The organism is Bacillus cereus group sp. Bce041 (assembly GCF_052646455.1).
In genome coordinates this window covers 200,271-217,846 of the sequence record NZ_JBQXON010000003.1, presented here as the reverse complement: position 1 = coordinate 217,846, position 17,576 = coordinate 200,271, and the positions used below count along the sequence as shown (strand labels likewise).

The following is a 17,576-nucleotide window of genomic DNA, read 5'->3' as shown; positions in this document are numbered from 1 at the left end:
AAATGATGTGTTTTAAATGTTAAACGTACCATAGAAATTTTGAAAATAAATTGATGGGAAATGATAAAAGACTTGAGCCTGAGGTAGTGGAGCGTGGCTAGGATGATAAAAGGTAGTGCTACTTGGATGGGCACCATGATGCCAAAATGAAGGGGTAGCTTGACCTGGTGATTGGTATTGTTGCCAAATTGCTGGAAGTTCAATGCCGACATCGGAACTTGCTGTATGAACGGCGGGGGCATGTATTTCGGGTATCGAAGGAACCGCGACAGTTACTCTTGATGATAATACCCACATAAAATAATCACTCCTAAGTTGTGATAATAAATTAGTATATTCTTTTCACACGTATAAAGGTACATATATAGGACTTTCGTTTAAAATATGCGTACAAAGTCTTAAGACTAATGTAAGCTGATGGTGGACTATTTAATATGAAAAGATACGTCTATTTGCGGAGGGAAAAGAGATAAAAAAAATATACAATGAGGGTGTTAATCGTAATATTTTACGAGTGTATGGAGGTATTTTTATGGAACGATTATGGACGAAATCATTTATTCAAATGACTTTCGCAATGTTATTTTTATTTACAGGATTTTATTTACTTGTTCCAACGCTCCCGCTCTTTATTAAAGAGATAGGTGGCAATGAATCGCAAGTTGGACTTATGATGGGGATGTTTACAATAGCTGCTGTTGTAATACGACCGATTATTGGAGGAATGTTAGATCAATATGGTAGAAGATCCTTTATTATTTTCGGACTCATCTTTTTTGGCTTAACGATGTATTCCTATAATATAGCATCGACTATTGTCCTTTTAGCTGTTTTACGTGTTATTCACGGAGTAACATGGGCTGTTTCTACAACAGCTGTTGGAACAGCAATAACGGATATTATTCCAGATTCACGCCGCGGTGAAGGTATGGGTTGGTACGGGATGGCGATGACAATTGCAATGGCGATCGGACCTATGATTGGATTATGGGTTGTGCAAAATTATTCATTTGATGGTCTATTTTTATTAGCGACGTTGTTATCTTTTATGGCAGTCGTATTATCATTAATAACGAAGATCCCATTTACGCCACAAAAAGAAAAAGGGAAAATTCAGCTATTTGAGAAATCCGTATTAACAATCACGATTGTAGTATTCTTTTTATCGTTTGCATATGGAGGAATAACAACCTTTTTACCGTTATTTGCATCATCAATTCATGTAAACCCGGGAACTTTCTTTCTTGTATATGCAATTGCATTAACAATTGTAAGACCAATTTCAGGGAAACTATTAGATAAGTATGGAGAAGTATTCATTATACTTCCAGCATTATGTATTACTATTTTAGCTATAGTTGTTTTAACTATTTCAAATGGTTTGATAGGTGTAATTATCGCAGCAACATTATACGGTATTGGATTTGGTTCAGCGCAGCCAGCTTTGCAAGCGGCAATGCTTACAATTGTCGATCCGAGTAAAAGAGGAGTTGCAAATGCTTCATTTTTTACAGCGTTTGATTTAGGAATCGGGTTAGGTGCTATTTTACTTGGAGTTGTTTCACAAATGTTTGGTTATCGTATTTTATTTTCAGGGAGTGCAATTTCAGCATTGATAGCCTTAATTATTTTCGTCTTCTTTGTAAAACAACGATTAGGAAAAAAAGAGTTTGCGTAAACTGGAGGAATAAAGATGAGAATTTCAATTGATCGTAAAGCTCTGCAATGGTTCCAGGAAGAATTACGTATAAAGCACGGTGAATCTGTACGTTTTACTGTAAGGTACGGAGGGGATAGTTCAATTCAGCCCGGATATTCTTTAGGGGTTGTTGCTGAGAAACCCGATGGCGAAATAGTGTCAGTTGAGAAGGAAGGTATTATATTTTTTGTAGATTCTGATGATCTTTGGTATTTTCAAAACTATGATTTATTTGTAAGTTATCATGAGGAAATGGAAGAAATTCAATTTAATTATGTAAAATAATAACTTTATTAAAAATGAATAAGTTTTATATAAAAATTATATTTAAGAGATAGTGAAATAAATATCATATAGTAACGAGCTGTATTTATGTACAGCTCGTTTTTTCTATTTCTCAAATAAAATTAGAATAATTGTATATTTGGCGGTGTTATATGAAAAATCTTTATATCTTGTTTTTGAAAATACGCAAAGAAGTCTATCCTTTCTTTATAAAATATAAGAATTATTTTCAAAAAATTGTATTGTTACAGTAAGAAAAGTGTAGGAAACTTATCATTATAAAATAAATTGAAATCTTCTAAAAACTCTGATACATTGAAATAGAAATGTAGTTTCACAATATTGTAAAGGCTTACAGTTATGTGCACGAAGATCTATTAGGATTGGAGGAAATAATGATGAAAGCTGAAGAGAAATTTTCCCCGGGATTAGATGGTATAGTGGCAGCGGAGACGAAAATCTCGTTTCTTGACACAGTAAAAGGTGAAATTGTAATTCAAGGGTATGACTTAATCGAACTCTCAAAAACAAAAGAGTATTTAGACATTGTGCACCTTTTATTGGAGGAACACCTACCGAATGAAGATGAAAAAGTAACACTTGAAAAGAAATTAAAAGAAGAATATGCAGTACCAGAAGGTGTATTCAACGTACTAAAGGCATTGCCTAAAGAGACGCATCCCATGGATGGATTACGTACAGGTGTGTCAGCGTTAGCTGGTTACGATAATGATATCGAAAACCGCTCGTTAGAAGTGAATAAAAGCCGAGGGTACAAGCTGTTAAGTAAAGTGCCAAACATTGTAGCGAATAGCTATCATATTTTAAATAATGAGGAGCCAATTGAACCTCTTAAAGAATTATCTTATAGTGCGAATTTCTTCTATATGTTAACTGGTAAAAAACCAACTGAACTTGAGGAAAAGATCTTTGATCGTTCCCTTGTTTTATATAGTGAGCATGAAATGCCAAACTCTACATTTACAGCTCGCGTTATTGCATCAACACAATCAGATTTATACGGTGCTTTAACAGGTGCAGTTGCATCTTTAAAAGGAAGTTTACATGGCGGTGCAAATGAAGCGGTTATGTACATGCTTTTAGAAGCTGGTAATGTTGAGAAATTTGAAGAGTTATTACAGAAGAAACTATATAACAAAGAAAAAATTATGGGCTTTGGACACCGTGTTTATATGAAGAAGATGGATCCAAGAGCACTTATGATGAAGGAAGCTTTAAAACAGTTATGTGATGTAAAAGGTGATTATACACTATATGAAATGTGTGAAGCTGGAGAAAAGATTATGGAAAAAGAAAAAGGAATTTATCCAAATCTTGATTATTATGCAGCTCCAGTATATTGGATGCTAGGTATTCCAATTCAACTTTACACACCAATCTTCTTTAGCTCTAGAACAGTGGGGTTATGTGCGCACGTTATTGAGCAACATGCAAATAATCGTTTGTTCCGTCCACGTGTAAATTATATTGGCGAGCGACATGTACTTAGTAAATAAGAACAACTGGGGAGTTGTTAGCGCCGCCCGCCAGATGGGTGTTTGACCGACACCCATCATTAATAATAACGAATTTTCGACAGAAAGGGAAGAATAGCATGATTAAAACAAATGAAATTAAGCAAAAAGATGCATTATTAGAAGAGATTACCGATTATGTATTAAATAAAGAGGTTACTAGTGCAGAAGCATTCAGTACAGCTCGTTACGTATTACTTGATACACTTGGATGTGGAATTTTAGCACTGCAATATCCAGAATGTACGAAATTACTAGGACCAGTTGTGCCAGGAACAATCGTGCCAAATGGTACACGTGTACCAGGTACGTCTTATGTACTAGATCCAGTAAAAGGTGCATTTAATATCGGATGTATGATCCGTTGGTTAGACTATAACGATACTTGGCTTGCAGCAGAGTGGGGACATCCATCTGATAACCTAGGCGGAATTTTAGCAGTTGCAGATTATATTAGCCGTGTTCGTATTTCAGAAGGAAAAGAAGCTTTAAAAGTACGTGAAGTATTAGAAATGATGATTAAAGCACATGAAATTCAAGGCGTGCTTGCTTTAGAAAACAGCTTAAACAGAGTTGGTCTTGACCATGTATTATATGTAAAAGTAGCAACAACTGCAGTAGTTGCGAAAATGCTTGGCGGAACACGTGAAGAAATCTTTAATGCATTATCACATGCGTGGATTGATAATTCTAGTCTTCGTACATATCGTCATGCTCCAAATACGGGCTCACGTAAATCATGGGCTGCAGGTGACGCAACGAGCCGCGGTGTTCATCTTGCAATGACTGCTCTAAAAGGTGAAATGGGTTATCCAACAGCATTATCTGCGCCAGGATGGGGATTCCAAGATGTATTATTCAATAAACAAGAATTAAAATTAGCAAGACCACTAGAGTCATATGTAATGGAAAATGTATTATTTAAAGTGTCATATCCAGCAGAATTCCATGCACAAACGGCTGCAGAATGTGCAGTGAAGTTGCATCCGGAAATTAAAGAGAGATTAGATGAAATTGACCGTATTACAATTACAACTCATGAATCAGCAATTCGTATTATTGATAAAGAAGGTCCATTAAATAACCCAGCTGATCGTGATCATTGCTTACAATACATTACGGCAATTGGTTTATTAAAAGGAGATATCGTTGCAGACGATTATGAAGATGCAGTAGCAAACGATCCACGTGTAGATGAATTACGTAATAAGATGGTTGTTGTTGAAAACAAACAGTACAGTTTAGATTACCTTGACCCGAACAAGCGCTCAATCGCCAACGCTGTTCAAGTTCACTTTAAAGATGGCACAGTAACAGAAAATGTGGAATGTGAATATCCGCTTGGTCACCGCTTCCGTAGAGACGAAGCAATTCCAAAAGTTGTTCAAAAATTCACTGCAAATATGGCAGGTCATTATTCTAGTAAGCAACAAGAACAAATTCATGAAGTTTGTTTAAATGAAGAAAAACTAGAAAATATGAATGTAAACGAATTTGTAGATCTATTCTTAATTTAATAATAGGGGGGAATTTAGAATGGCTTGGGTTGTGAAAAAACAGTCAACACAAGAGGAGCTTGCGAATCGATTCCGAGCTTTAGTAGAAGCAAATGAAATTTTGCAAATTCCAGGTGCTCATGATGCAATGGCAGCTCTTGTTGCGAAAAATACAGGTTTTTCAGCTCTTTATTTATCAGGAGCTGCTTATACTGCAAGTAAAGGTTTACCAGATTTAGGTATCGTGACGTCTACTGAAGTGGCTGAGAGAGCAAGAGATTTAGTAAGAGCTACAGACTTACCTGTTCTTGTTGACATTGATACAGGATTTGGTGGTGTACTAAATGTGGCGAGAACAGCTGTAGAAATGGTGGAAGCGAAAGTAGCAGCTGTCCAAATTGAAGATCAGCAATTACCAAAAAAATGTGGACATTTAAATGGTAAGAAACTTGTTACTACAGAAGAATTGGTTCAAAAAATTAAAGCGATTAAAGAAGTTGCACCGAGCTTATACATTGTAGCACGTACTGATGCTCGTGGCGTTGAAGGATTAGATGAAGCAATTGAAAGAGCAAATGCATATGTAAAAGCAGGTGCAGACGCAATTTTCCCTGAAGCGCTTCAATCAGAGGAAGAATTCCGTCTATTTAATAGTAAGGTAAATGCACCTTTGCTTGCGAATATGACTGAATTCGGAAAAACTCCATATTATAGTGCAGAGGAATTTGCGAATATGGGTTTCCAAATGGTTATTTATCCTGTAACTTCACTTCGCGTTGCAGCGAAAGCGTATGAAAATGTGTTTGCTTTAATTAAAGAAACAGGTTCTCAAAAAGATGCACTTTCTAATATGCAAACGAGAAGTGAATTATACGAAACAATTTCATATCATGACTTTGAAGAGTTAGATACTGGTATTGCAAAAACAGTATTATCAGAAGATCAATAGATAAAGCAGCGAAGGCGATGAAAATACATCTTTGGCAAAATAAAATGCTTGATGTGAAAAATCATCGCCTTCTATTTTCAAAAAAGATATTCCACTCATCGTAGACGAGCATAAGCAAAAAGCTATGAAAGCCGAATGATAGGGGGATACATATGGAGAAAACGAAGTTACCATGGGATGAATTCTTTTCACTTAATAAAGATATAAATCATACTTACTTTACACCAGAAGATTTTTCAGGTGATGAAGATTTAATCGCAAAAACGACAGAACAATTCGTTAAACAAGAAATTGTTCCACAAATGGAGAATATTGAACAACATAACTATAAAGTTTCTCGTCAATTATTTGAGAAAGCTGGGGAACTTGGATTATTAGGCATTGAGGTACCAGAAGATTATGGCGGGTTCGAGTTAGGAAAGGCTGTCTCAGGTCTTGTAGCAGAGAAAATGGGTTACGCTGGTGCGTTTAGCGTTTCTTTTAATATACACGCTGGTGTCGGTACATTGCCTTACATATATTATGGAACGAAAGAGCAAAAAGAAAAATATTTACCGAAAATCGCATCGGGAGAATGGATTGGGGCTTATGCTTTAACAGAGCCAAATGCTGGTTCGGATGCATTAAGTGCAAAAACAAGCGCCGTATTGAATGAAGAGGGAACAGCTTGGAAGTTAAATGGTGAGAAGCAATGGATTACAAATGCTCATATGGCAGATGTATACGTTGTTTTTGCGAAGACAAATAAAGGAATGACAGCGTTTATTGTCGAAAGAACATGTGAAGGTGTATCTATTGGATTAGAAGAAAAGAAAATGGGGATTAAAGGTTCTTCAACAGCGACTCTTATTTTAGAAGATGTTGTCATCCCTGCTGAAAATGTTTTAGGGGAAGTTGGGAAAGGGCATCACGTAGCCCTTAATATTCTTAACTTTGCTAGACTTAAACTTGCTTTTGGAAATATTGGAACAGCAAAACAAGCAATTGGTTTGTCGGTTCAATATGGAAAAGAGCGAAAACAGTTCCAAACGGAATTAGTAGACTTTACGATGATTCAAGAGAAAATTGCAAATATGATCATTGCTACATATGGAGCCGAAAGTGCAGCTTATCGTACGGCAGGTGTAATCGATGAAGCAATTCATGAGAGCGATGAAGATCTTATGAAGAAAATGTCCCAATTTGCAATTGAATGTGCACTGAATAAAGTAAATGCTTCTGAAACACTTGCTTATATCGTAGATGAAGCTGTACAAATTCATGGTGGTTACGGTTATATGCAAGAGTATGAGGTAGAACGATTATATCGTGATGCTAGAATTAGTCGTATTTTTGAAGGAACGAACGAAATTAATAGATTAACAGTTGCCAAAATGTTAATGAAGCAAATCGAACAATTAGAAGATACTGAAGTAGAAAGTGATGTAGCAAATGTAGAAAGAAACCATCGTTACATTTTATTAGCGAAAAAATTGTTGAAACAATCTTTGAAAACGCTCTCTAAAACTCCAGGCCTAAAAATTGACCAAGAACAAGAATATTCACGTGTAATTTCAAATATGTTGACGGACGTGTACGTCATGGAATCAGCGTTTTTACGTACGAGAAAAGCGGTAAGTAAAAATGGTGAGGAAAAAGAGCGTACGAAGCAATTAATAACGGATGTTATTTGTGAAGAAGGATACCGTAAAGTAGAAGAAGCGGCGATTTCTGTACTTTCAGCGGCTGTCACAGAAGAACAAGATAGACATGTGATTTTAGCTGAAATCCGTCAATTATTAGTGCCTTTATACACGAACGTATTTACGAAGAAGAGAGAAATTGCGAAAGCTATTATAAATCGCGGGAAATATATTGTGTAAATAGGAGGAAAGCGATATGAAAAAGATTGGTTTTATCGGTTTAGGTAACATGGGCCTTCCAATGTCAAAAAATCTAGTTAAATCAGGTTACACAGTATATGGCGTGGACTTAAATAAAGAGGCGGAAGCGTCCTTTGAAAAAGAAGGCGGAATTATCGGTCTATCAATCTCAAAACTAGCAGAAACATGTGATGTAGTTTTTACAAGTTTACCTTCACCTCGCGCTGTTGAAGCGGTATATTTTGGAGCAGAAGGATTATTTGAAAATGGTCACTCGAATGTAGTTTTCATTGATACAAGTACGGTATCGCCGCAGTTAAACAAACAGTTAGAGGAAGCTGCAAAGGAAAAGAAAGTAGACTTTTTAGCAGCACCTGTGAGCGGTGGTGTAATAGGAGCCGAAAACCGTACATTAACGTTTATGGTTGGTGGATCAAAAGACGTATATGAGAAAACGGAATCTATCATGGGCGTACTAGGCGCGAACATTTTCCACGTTAGTGAGCAGATTGATAGTGGTACAACTGTTAAGTTAATTAATAACTTATTAATTGGTTTTTATACAGCTGGTGTGAGTGAAGCTTTAACATTAGCGAAAAAGAATAATATGGATTTAGATAAAATGTTTGATATTTTAAATGTAAGTTACGGTCAAAGTAGAATTTATGAACGTAATTATAAAAGTTTTATAGCACCTGAAAACTACGAGCCAGGATTTACTGTGAACTTATTGAAGAAAGATTTAGGATTTGCAGTTGACTTAGCTAAGGAAAGCGAACTCCATTTACCGGTAAGCGAAATGTTATTAAACGTATATGACGAAGCGAGTCAAGCTGGATATGGTGAAAACGATATGGCTGCTTTATATAAGAAAGTTAGCGAGCAATTAATTTCTAATCAAAAATAAATTATACAAAGGAGAGAATACAATGATTACAACTGAAATTAAACGAGTAAAAAATCACATTAACGGTGAGTGGGTTGAATCGACAGGTACGGAAGTAGAAGCAGTTCCAAATCCAGCGACTGGAAAAATTATCGCTTACGTTCCACTATCTCCAAAAGAAGATGTTGAAAAAGCTGTTGAAGCGGCAAAAGCAGCATTCGAAACATGGTCTAAAGTACCAGTTCCAAATCGTTCAAGAAATTTATATAAATATTTACAGCTATTACAAGAAAACAAAGATGAGCTTGCAAAAATCATTACGCTAGAAAATGGTAAGACGCTAACGGATGCAACAGGTGAAGTACAGCGTGGTATTGAAGCGGTAGAACTTGCAACATCTACGCCAAATTTAATGATGGGTCAAGCACTTCCGAATATCGCTAGCGGAATTGATGGATCGATTTGGCGCTACCCAATCGGAGTTGTTGCTGGTATTACACCGTTTAACTTCCCGATGATGATTCCGTTATGGATGTTCCCACTTGCAATTGCTTGCGGTAATACATTCGTATTAAAAACATCTGAAAGAACGCCACTTTTAGCGGAGCGACTTGTAGAATTATTCTATGAAGCAGGTTTCCCAAAAGGCGTATTAAATTTAGTGCAAGGCGGAAAAGATGTTGTAAATAGCATTTTAGAAAATAAAGATATTCAGGCTGTTTCGTTCGTTGGCTCTGAGCCGGTAGCTCGTTACGTATATGAAACAGGTACGAAACACGGAAAACGTGTACAAGCATTAGCAGGTGCGAAAAACCATGCGATTGTAATGCCAGATTGCAATCTTGAGAAAACAGTACAAGGTGTAATTGGATCTGCATTTGCAAGTAGTGGAGAGCGCTGCATGGCATGCTCAGTAGTAGCAGTAGTGGATGAAATTGCTGATGAATTTATTGATGTATTAGTAGCAGAAACGAAAAAATTAAAAGTAGGCGATGGCTTTAACGAAGATAACTATGTTGGACCATTAATCCGTGAATCTCATAAAGAGCGCGTTTTAGGCTATATTAATAGCGGTGTAGCAGATGGGGCAACTTTATTAGTAGATGGCCGTAAAATTAATGAAGAAGTTGGAGAAGGTTACTTTGTAGGTGCGACAATCTTTGATGGCGTGAATCAAGAAATGAAAATTTGGCAAGATGAAATTTTTGCTCCAGTATTAAGTATTGTACGTGTTAAAGATTTAGAAGAAGGTATTAAACTAACAAATCAATCTAAATTTGCAAATGGTGCGGTTATTTATACGTCAAATGGTAAACATGCACAAACATTCCGTGATAATATCGATGCTGGTATGATTGGTGTAAACGTAAACGTTCCAGCACCAATGGCATTCTTCGCATTTGCAGGAAATAAAGCTTCATTCTTTGGTGATTTAGGTACAAATGGTACAGATGGCGTTCAATTCTATACACGTAAAAAAGTTGTAACTGAGCGCTGGTTTTAATATAGAGTAAACAACCAAATCAGTTATTAGATGAAAACCACCACTATTAATAGTGGTGGTTTTCGTCTTGTTAATTATTTTTTTCAAAAGCTAGTTTAATACCAAATCCAATTAGGACGACTCCTGTTAGCCCTTGAATATAACGTTGCGTCTTCGGTTTTTTCATAAAAGCACTAATTTTATCAATTAAAAATATATAAAATGCAAACCAAATGACTGTTAAAACGAGGTAAGTAAGGCCCATTACAAGAAGTTGAATAAATGTATTATGATTTGGATTTAAAAATTGTGGTAAAAAAGTTAAAAAGAAGACTGCTACTTTAGGATTTAATAAATTTGTAAGAAATCCTTGGCGAAAGCAAGAAGTATGTTCGTTTTCATTATTCAAAGATAGATCATTTGTATCTAAGTTTTCTTTGTTTCTTACTGCTAAAAGGGCTTTAATACCGATATATATTAAATAGAGAGCCCCAACGTACTTGAAAATAGAAAATAAAAGAGCTGACTTTACAATAAGTGCAGAAAGACCAATTACAGCAGCTAAAGTATGAATTAATAGTGCAATACATGTACCAAACACTGTTTTCACTCCACCGACTTTACCAGCAACCAATGTATTTTTCGTAGCCATTGCTGTATCTGGACCAGGTAAAATGATAAGGCAAATAGACATAATGATGAAAAGAAGATAATTTTCTATCATAGCCGCCCCTCCTTTTTATTTTTAGAATATTTGATTAAAATCAGTGTAGCACAAAAATGGATTTAATAAAATTAAATTTTATTAAAAATAATTAAATAAAAAAGGCTATATAGTAGCTGTAATTACACTACTATATAGCCTCGATTTTATACCGCTATTTGCGGGTAGTAAGATTTTCACCACACAAGATTTAGCTGAAGCAAAGAAGTTAGGTGGGGGATGAAAAAAATATCCCCTCATGACAATTTCATTTTATGCATTAAGTAAGTTAAAGAAACGATTCACATCTTCTTCTGAAACGTCACTTAACTGTTTATATTTATAATTCGGATTTTGATCTTTATCAACGACAACGGAGCGTACTCCTTCGAAGAAATCTTCATGTCTCATGAAGTTTTTAGCAAGTATAAGGTCCGTAGCGAAACATTCTTCAACGGATTTATCTTGTCCATCAATAAACTGTTTTAATGTTACTTTTAGTGAAATAGGGGATTTTGATAACAGTGTTTCTTTCGTTTTTAGAGCAAAGGAACTTTCATCTTTCTCCAATGAATGGATGATTTCTTCAATTGTATCGAAAGCAAAATGTGAATTGATTACTTCTAATGAAGGAGCGAGCTCGCTTTCTAAGTTTGGAGCAGTTGCAAATGTACGAATAACTTCTTTTAAATTAGTATGTACATCATCTTCTTTATGCCAATTTACACTTTCAAGTTCAGTAAGAAACTCTGGTAATGAATCAGATGTCATAAAGTAATCTGCAGCATTAATAAATAATACGTCAGAAGCTTTTAAAATAGATGCTGTTAAAGCAACGAATCGTCCTGTATATCCAGGCGCTTTATTTAAGAAATATGCAGCTCCGACGTCTGGGAAGAAGCCGATATTCATCTCTGGCATTGCCCATTTCGTACGCTCAGTTACAATGCGATACTTCGCACCATTTGTAAGACCGACACCACCGCCCATTACAATTCCATCTAAACAAGCAATAATCGGTTTTGTATATTGATAAATATATGTATCAATTTCATACTCTTCTTCAAAAAAACGTTCTGCATGTTGCAATGCCACTTCATTGGAACGCGCTTCATAAAGAGTTTTAATGTCGCCACCTGCACAAAAACCTTTTGTGCCAGCTCCTTTTAACACGATAAGTGCAATACGCTCATCGTGTTCCCACTCTTTAAGTTTTTGTCCGATAGGTTGTAACATGTCATAAGATAAAGAATTAAGTGCTTTTGGACGGTTTAAAGTAATTGTCGCAACGCCGTTTTCACTAACAGAAAATAAAACTTGTTCAGTCATAATGCATCCTCCCTTACATATCTTCTTATTCTTAATTCTTGATATGTACTGAAATGTCCTTTATAAATTTTGTCAAAAGTTGACGGTAAATATTAATTTGGTCACTGCATATTTTGACGAGTTATCTTTGCAGGATTTCAGAGACTGAGGGGGAATATTACAACATTACTGTAAGTGTAATTATTTGAAGTTATAATGATAAAAGCGCTATTATATAGGTGTGAAATGTTCATTATCAATTCTAAAAGTGTGTTTGAAGAAAAAATAAATCGTACAATTGTAATAAAAAATTTTACATTGAATTAGAAATAGAGAAAGGAGAAATCGGAATGCCAGGACCTTTACTATTGTCGGTTATTATTTTGTCTTTTTTAATGATAGGAATAACGCAGTATTTTCATCATACAGATACGACAGAAGAAGTGAAGGATAAAGTACGTCTCGTATTTCCGATTTTTATAATATCTATTTCATTCTGTATTTTATTAAATAAAGATGGCTACATTGTCGCAGTGTTCTCATTTTTCGTCGCAATCGTCTTAATTACCGTTTTATATTATGTAATGAAAGACTTTATACAAAAATAAAGATGTCACAATAGGCATTTTTATTTTGGGGGAAATGTAAAATTTCACATACCGTATTTTATATAAAATACATAAAGCATATAACAATAGAAAAGTGTGTACTTTGCTGTGTATGTACTTGTCAATCTTGCATAGCCACTATACTATTAAAATGTAGAGATTATAAAAAGGGGTTGTATCTATCATGAAATTTGAGATGCACACAAAAATTATTTCAAATGAAAAAGAAGTAAGATTACATATTGAAGAAAATATATTTCAATTAATATTGGATGGTTACCACTTATTTACAATTAAAGAAATATTGCCTTTATATAAATCAAATGAAGAAAGAATTGGAAGTGCAACGATATTGAAACTAGAGTGGGAGAACGGAAAAACTACAATAAACTATCAACTCGTTTCACTAAAATCAGTAAATTAAAAGGAGTAGAAAAATATGAAGTTATTTCATACAGCGGATTGGCATTTAGGAAAGCTTGTTCATGGCGTGTATATGACTGAAGACCAAAAGATTGTATTAGATCAGTTTGTACAGGCTGTTGAAGAAGAAAAACCAGATGCTGTAATTATTGCAGGGGATTTATATGACCGAGCAATTCCACCTACAGAAGCAGTAGACTTATTAAATGATGTGCTGCAAAAAATAGTTATTGATTTACAAACACCAGTTATTGCAGTAGCTGGTAATCATGATAGTCCGGATCGTATCCATTTTGGAAGTAGTTTAATGAAAAAACAAGGATTACATATTGCAGGTCAATTTCAATTCCCGTACGAACCTGTTGTACTAAATGATGAATATGGAGAGGTTCACTTCCATCTAATACCGTATGCAGACCCAAGCATGGTTAGACACGTGTTGAAAAATGAAGACGTACGTTCTCATGATGATGCGATGCGCATTTTTATGAATGAGCTCTCTGAAACGATGGATAAAGAAGCTAGACATGTATTTGTTGGACATGCATTTGTAACTTCTTCAGGAGAAGCGGAGGAGAATACAAGTGATGCAGAACGACCACTTTCAATTGGTGGTGCTGAATATGTAAATAGTCATTATTTTGATAAGTTTCATTACACAGCGCTTGGACATTTACATCAAGCGCATTTCGTACGTAATGAGACCATTAGATATTCAGGTTCACCACTTGCCTATTCAATTTCTGAAGAGAAACATAAAAAAGGTTATTACATTGTAGAACTGAATGAAACTGGTGAAGTAGCAATTGAAAAAAGGTTACTTTCACCACGTCGTAAAATGCGAACAGTAGAAGCGAAAATAGATGAATTATTACAGCACCCAGTAAGTGAAGATTACGTATTTGTAAAATTATTAGACGAAAACCCTGTCTTACAGCCAATGGAGAAAATACGATCTGTATATCCAAATGCAATGCACGTTGAAAGAGCGATGCAAAGGCGAGAACTCACAGATACAAATGAAGTAACGGTTTCAAGACATAAAACGGATGATTTATCTCTTTTAAAGGCTTTCTATAAAGAAATGAAAGGGTTAGATTTATCAGAAGAGAAAGAACGCCTATTTATAGATGTATTACAAACAGTGCAAGAACGGGAAGGTGAACGAGGATGAGACCGATTCAGCTTATTATGACAGCATTCGGGCCATATAAACAGAAAGAAGTAATCGATTTTGAAGATCTTGGAGAACATCGTATTTTCGCTATTTCTGGGAATACGGGAGCTGGAAAAACAACGATTTTTGATGCGATTTGTTATGTGTTATATGGTGAGGCTAGTGGAGAAGAACGTAGTGATACGAGCATGCTTCGAAGTCAATTTGCTGATGATAATGTTTATACAAGTGTTGAATTAACCTTTCAGTTAAAAGGGAAACGCTATGAAATAAAACGACAACTTGGACATAAAAAACAAGGGAATAAGACCATTACAGGACATGCAGTAGAATTATATGAAGTTATTGATGGAGAAAACGTTCCAGCCGTCGATCGTTTTCATGTAACAGACGTAAACAAAAAAGTGGAAGATTTAATTGGGTTAAGTAAACATCAATTTAGCCAAATTGTTATGTTACCCCAAGGGGAATTCCGAAAACTATTAACATCTGAGACGGAAAACAAAGAAGAGATTTTACGTCGTATTTTTAAAACGGATCGTTATAAATTAATGCGTGAGTTACTTGATCAAAAGAGAAAACAATGGAAAGATGTCTTGCAAGAAAAACAAAAAGAGAGAGAGCTCTATTTCCGTAATGTTTTTAAATTACCAATCCGTGATGGAGCATTATTAGAGACATTAGTGGCACAAGAACATGTAAATACGCATCAAGTAGTAGAAGCGTTAGAACAAGAAACAACCGTGTATAAGGCAGAGGTTGAGCAATTACAAGTAGAACAAGATGTTCAAACGAAGCAATTAAAGGATGCAGAAACACGTTTTCATGCAGCAAAATCTGTAAATGAGAAATTTATAGATTTACAACAAAAGAATGAGAAATATAACACTTTACAAGAGAACCGTGCAGCAATTGAAAGGAAAGAAAAATCCTTTAAACGTGCGGAACAAGCAAAGCGCTTATTACCATTTGAACAATGGTATGAAGAAGCGATGGAAAATGAGCAGAAAGCTGAAAGTTTGTTAAAACAGATAAGCGTCAAACAAGAACAGATAATGAATAGCTTTGAACTTGCTCAGGAGAAGTATGAAGTAGTAAAGAATAAAGAAGCTGAGCGAGAAGAGGCTAAAAAACTTGTTCAAAGATTAGAAGAGTTACAAGCGATTATTGAATCATTAGCTGAGAGAAAGCTGAATTTACAAAATACCGAAATCCAAATAGGGAAATTAAAAGAAAGTATGCAAAAGTTAGATCAACAACTAGAAGAGCATACAAACAAAAAACAGAGAATGTCTGATGAATTGCAGCAATTAGAACAAGCACTTGAGCAATATGTAGCTAAAGTAGAAGAACTAACGAATATGCGAGAAGATGCAAAAGTTTTAAAGCAAGCATATGATGTTTGGCAAGAAAAACAAAAATTCGAGCAAGAAAAAGAAGCGGCAAATAATAAAATGCAAGTGGCAGTTCGTGCATATGAAAACATGGAGCGCCGCTGGTTAAGTGAACAAGCTGGTATATTAGCTCTTCATTTACATGACGGTGAATCTTGTCCGGTATGTGGTAGTACGAATCATCCGCAAAAAGCTACAGAACAAAGTAATGCGATCGATGAAAAAGAGTTAAACGATTTAAGAGATAAGAAGAACATTGCTGAAAAATTACATGTGCAAGTAGAGGAGAAATGGAATTTCTATCGACTACAATATGAGCAAGTGATAGAAGAAGTTGTGAAGCGCGGCTACAACTCGGAAAAATTAGCTGAAACATATAGTGCACTTGTTCAAAAAGGAAAACAATTAGCTGCAGACGTTAATACGTTAAAAGCAAGTGAAGAAACACGTAAGCAGATTGCTGCGAACATGAAAAGCGTAGAAGAAAAAATAGAAGAACTTCAGAAACAAAAACGAGAAGTGGAAACAATGCAGCACCGTACAGAAATGGAGTGTATGCAACTTCGTACGTCATATGAACATGATAAACGAAATATTCCAGAAAACTTACAAACAGTACAAGCCTGGAAAGCACAGTTTGACCAAGCTATGCAGGAACTTAGGTTAATGGAGGACGAATGGAAGAAAGTGCAGGAAGCGTATCAGCATTGGCAAAATGAAAATATACGTATTCAAGCAGAACAAAAAGGTGCTTCTAATCAATTTGAAAGTGCAAAATTAAAGAAAGAAGAGACTTTCGCACGCTTTATGAAAGAGCTAGAACAAAGCGGGTTTACAGACGAATTCACGTATAAAGAAGCCAAATTAAGCGATCACGAGATGGAAATGTTACAAAAAGAAATTCAAGGTTATTATTCATCGCTTGAAGTGCTTGCAAAACAAATTGAAGAGTTACAAGCTGAATTAAAAGATAAAGAGTATATGGATATTACAGCGTTAGGTGAACACATAACAGAATTACAAATTAATCTCGATATCATTAAAGAAAAACGTCAACGTGCGCAAAATGCGGTAACATATATTTCTGATTTACATGAAAACATTAGACGTATTGATGAGCAAATTCATGAGGAAGAAAAAGCCTTCCAAGAACTTGTTGACTTATATGAAGTAATGAAAGGTGATAACGAGAGCCGTATATCATTTGAACGTTACATCTTAATTGAGTATTTAGAACAAATTGTTCAAATTGCAAACGAACGATTACGTAAATTATCAAACGGACAATTTTATTTAAAACGAAGTGAACGAGTTGAAAAGAGAAATCGTCAAAGTGGATTAGGCTTAGATGTGTACGATGCATACACTGGCCAAACGCGCGATGTAAAAACATTATCCGGCGGAGAGAAATTTAATGCATCACTTTGCTTAGCGCTAGGAATGGCAGATGTCATTCAAGCATATGAAGGTGGTATTTCCATCGAAACGATGTTCATCGATGAAGGGTTCGGTTCATTAGATGAAGAATCATTAACGAAAGCAGTAGACGCCTTAATTGACTTACAAAAATCAGGTCGATTTATCGGTGTCATTTCACACGTACAAGAGCTGAAAAACGCAATGCCAGCTGTATTAGAAGTAACGAAGCAGAAGGATGGGTGTAGTCAGACTAGGTTTGTGGTGAAGTAAGCTTAGAGAATGGAGTAGGGAATCTACCGATACTTTTAGTGTCATATGTATGAATCATAAAACGTCGTCTCTTCATATT

15 protein-coding genes are annotated in these 17,576 nt (G+C 35.4%); 12 read left to right on the top strand and 3 right to left on the bottom strand.

The window, feature by feature from the left end; genetic code table 11:
• Window positions 1-12 precede the first annotated feature (12 nt).
• Window positions 13-297, bottom strand: coding sequence for a hypothetical protein (locus ACUN13_RS12625; RefSeq protein WP_000270101.1), 285 nt, complete (start codon window positions 295-297; stop codon window positions 13-15).
• Window positions 298-532: 235 nt separating this feature from the next.
• Here ACUN13_RS12625 and ACUN13_RS12620 point away from each other — a divergent pair, with 235 nt between their 5' ends.
• The 8 genes from ACUN13_RS12620 to ACUN13_RS12585 all read left to right on the top strand — a co-directional run bounded on the left by ACUN13_RS12620 (window position 533) and on the right by ACUN13_RS12585 (window position 10,216).
• A complete protein-coding gene (locus ACUN13_RS12620; RefSeq protein ID WP_000440662.1) occupies window positions 533-1,678 on the top strand; it encodes an MFS transporter in 1,146 nt (381 codons plus the stop codon).
• A gap of 15 nt (window positions 1,679-1,693) precedes the next feature.
• Complete coding sequence (locus ACUN13_RS12615; protein ID WP_001222842.1) at window positions 1,694-1,984, top strand: HesB/YadR/YfhF family protein; 291 nt, start codon at window positions 1,694-1,696, stop codon at window positions 1,982-1,984.
• Between the two features lie 395 nt (window positions 1,985-2,379).
• On the top strand, window positions 2,380-3,501 hold the full coding sequence (gene mmgD, locus ACUN13_RS12610) for a citrate synthase (protein WP_002041090.1): 1,122 nt from the start codon (window positions 2,380-2,382) through the stop codon (window positions 3,499-3,501).
• Window positions 3,502-3,599: 98 nt separating this feature from the next.
• Window positions 3,600-5,036 carry a 2-methylcitrate dehydratase gene (prpD, locus tag ACUN13_RS12605; protein WP_000598123.1) on the top strand — a complete coding sequence of 479 codons (1,437 nt, stop codon included), beginning with the start codon at window positions 3,600-3,602 and terminating at the stop codon, window positions 5,034-5,036.
• Between the two features lie 19 nt (window positions 5,037-5,055).
• Entirely contained in the window at window positions 5,056-5,964 is a 909-nt protein-coding gene (gene prpB / locus ACUN13_RS12600) for a methylisocitrate lyase (protein ID WP_000312639.1), read from the top strand.
• A 152-nt stretch (window positions 5,965-6,116) separates the two neighbouring features.
• Complete coding sequence (locus ACUN13_RS12595) at window positions 6,117-7,826, top strand: acyl-CoA dehydrogenase family protein (protein ID WP_000415995.1); 1,710 nt, start codon at window positions 6,117-6,119, stop codon at window positions 7,824-7,826.
• A 16-nt stretch (window positions 7,827-7,842) separates the two neighbouring features.
• Window positions 7,843-8,733, top strand: a complete 891-nt coding sequence (locus tag ACUN13_RS12590) for an NAD(P)-dependent oxidoreductase (protein WP_000719409.1) — start codon at window positions 7,843-7,845, stop codon at window positions 8,731-8,733.
• Window positions 8,734-8,755: 22 nt separating this feature from the next.
• Entirely contained in the window at window positions 8,756-10,216 is a 1,461-nt protein-coding gene (locus ACUN13_RS12585) for a CoA-acylating methylmalonate-semialdehyde dehydrogenase (RefSeq protein WP_000633344.1), read from the top strand.
• 70 nt (window positions 10,217-10,286) lie between these two features.
• On the opposite strand, the gene ACUN13_RS12580 is transcribed toward ACUN13_RS12585, so the two are convergent.
• Both ACUN13_RS12580 and ACUN13_RS12575 read right to left on the bottom strand, forming a co-directional pair.
• Window positions 10,287-10,919 (bottom strand): LysE family translocator, encoded by a 633-nt coding sequence (locus ACUN13_RS12580; protein WP_000572360.1) that lies wholly within the window; start codon window positions 10,917-10,919, stop codon window positions 10,287-10,289.
• Window positions 10,920-11,171: 252 nt separating this feature from the next.
• A complete protein-coding gene (locus ACUN13_RS12575; protein ID WP_000139777.1) occupies window positions 11,172-12,227 on the bottom strand; it encodes an enoyl-CoA hydratase/isomerase family protein in 1,056 nt (351 codons plus the stop codon).
• A 329-nt stretch (window positions 12,228-12,556) separates the two neighbouring features.
• On the opposite strand from ACUN13_RS12575, the gene ACUN13_RS12570 reads away from it, so the two are divergent.
• The 4 genes from ACUN13_RS12570 to ACUN13_RS12555 all read left to right on the top strand — a co-directional run bounded on the left by ACUN13_RS12570 (window position 12,557) and on the right by ACUN13_RS12555 (window position 17,497).
• A complete protein-coding gene (locus tag ACUN13_RS12570) occupies window positions 12,557-12,814 on the top strand; it encodes a hypothetical protein (protein ID WP_001119404.1) in 258 nt (85 codons plus the stop codon).
• A gap of 184 nt (window positions 12,815-12,998) precedes the next feature.
• On the top strand, window positions 12,999-13,238 hold the full coding sequence (locus ACUN13_RS12565) for a DUF2584 family protein (RefSeq protein ID WP_000667342.1): 240 nt from the start codon (window positions 12,999-13,001) through the stop codon (window positions 13,236-13,238).
• 15 nt (window positions 13,239-13,253) lie between these two features.
• The gene (locus tag ACUN13_RS12560) at window positions 13,254-14,411 is read left to right on the top strand and encodes an exonuclease SbcCD subunit D (RefSeq protein WP_025709708.1); all 1,158 of its coding nucleotides are present in this window, start codon (window positions 13,254-13,256) and stop codon (window positions 14,409-14,411) included.
• Window positions 14,408-17,497 carry an AAA family ATPase gene (locus tag ACUN13_RS12555; RefSeq protein ID WP_001247465.1) on the top strand — a complete coding sequence of 1,030 codons (3,090 nt, stop codon included), beginning with the start codon at window positions 14,408-14,410 and terminating at the stop codon, window positions 17,495-17,497. Before ACUN13_RS12560 ends, ACUN13_RS12555 begins: the two co-directional genes overlap by 4 nt.
• Window positions 17,498-17,576: the final 79 nt, after the last annotated feature.

Excerpts from the sequence above, each read along its gene's own strand:
- ACUN13_RS12625 (WP_000270101.1), bottom strand. The coding sequence starts at position 297 with ATGTGGGTATTATCATCAAGAGTAACTGTCGCGGTTCCTTCGATACCC.
- ACUN13_RS12620 (WP_000440662.1), top strand. The coding sequence starts at position 533 with ATGGAACGATTATGGACGAAATCATTTATTCAAATGACTTTCGCAATG.
- ACUN13_RS12615 (WP_001222842.1), top strand. The coding sequence starts at position 1,694 with ATGAGAATTTCAATTGATCGTAAAGCTCTGCAATGGTTCCAGGAAGAA.
- mmgD (WP_002041090.1), top strand. The coding sequence starts at position 2,380 with ATGATGAAAGCTGAAGAGAAATTTTCCCCGGGATTAGATGGTATAGTG.
- prpD (WP_000598123.1), top strand. The coding sequence starts at position 3,600 with ATGATTAAAACAAATGAAATTAAGCAAAAAGATGCATTATTAGAAGAG.
- prpB (WP_000312639.1), top strand. The coding sequence starts at position 5,056 with ATGGCTTGGGTTGTGAAAAAACAGTCAACACAAGAGGAGCTTGCGAAT.
- ACUN13_RS12595 (WP_000415995.1), top strand. The coding sequence starts at position 6,117 with ATGGAGAAAACGAAGTTACCATGGGATGAATTCTTTTCACTTAATAAA.
- ACUN13_RS12590 (WP_000719409.1), top strand. The coding sequence starts at position 7,843 with ATGAAAAAGATTGGTTTTATCGGTTTAGGTAACATGGGCCTTCCAATG.
- ACUN13_RS12585 (WP_000633344.1), top strand. The coding sequence starts at position 8,756 with ATGATTACAACTGAAATTAAACGAGTAAAAAATCACATTAACGGTGAG.
- ACUN13_RS12580 (WP_000572360.1), bottom strand. The coding sequence starts at position 10,919 with ATGATAGAAAATTATCTTCTTTTCATCATTATGTCTATTTGCCTTATC.
- ACUN13_RS12575 (WP_000139777.1), bottom strand. The coding sequence starts at position 12,227 with ATGACTGAACAAGTTTTATTTTCTGTTAGTGAAAACGGCGTTGCGACA.
- ACUN13_RS12570 (WP_001119404.1), top strand. The coding sequence starts at position 12,557 with ATGCCAGGACCTTTACTATTGTCGGTTATTATTTTGTCTTTTTTAATG.
- ACUN13_RS12565 (WP_000667342.1), top strand. The coding sequence starts at position 12,999 with ATGAAATTTGAGATGCACACAAAAATTATTTCAAATGAAAAAGAAGTA.
- ACUN13_RS12560 (WP_025709708.1), top strand. The coding sequence starts at position 13,254 with ATGAAGTTATTTCATACAGCGGATTGGCATTTAGGAAAGCTTGTTCAT.
- ACUN13_RS12555 (WP_001247465.1), top strand. The coding sequence starts at position 14,408 with ATGAGACCGATTCAGCTTATTATGACAGCATTCGGGCCATATAAACAG.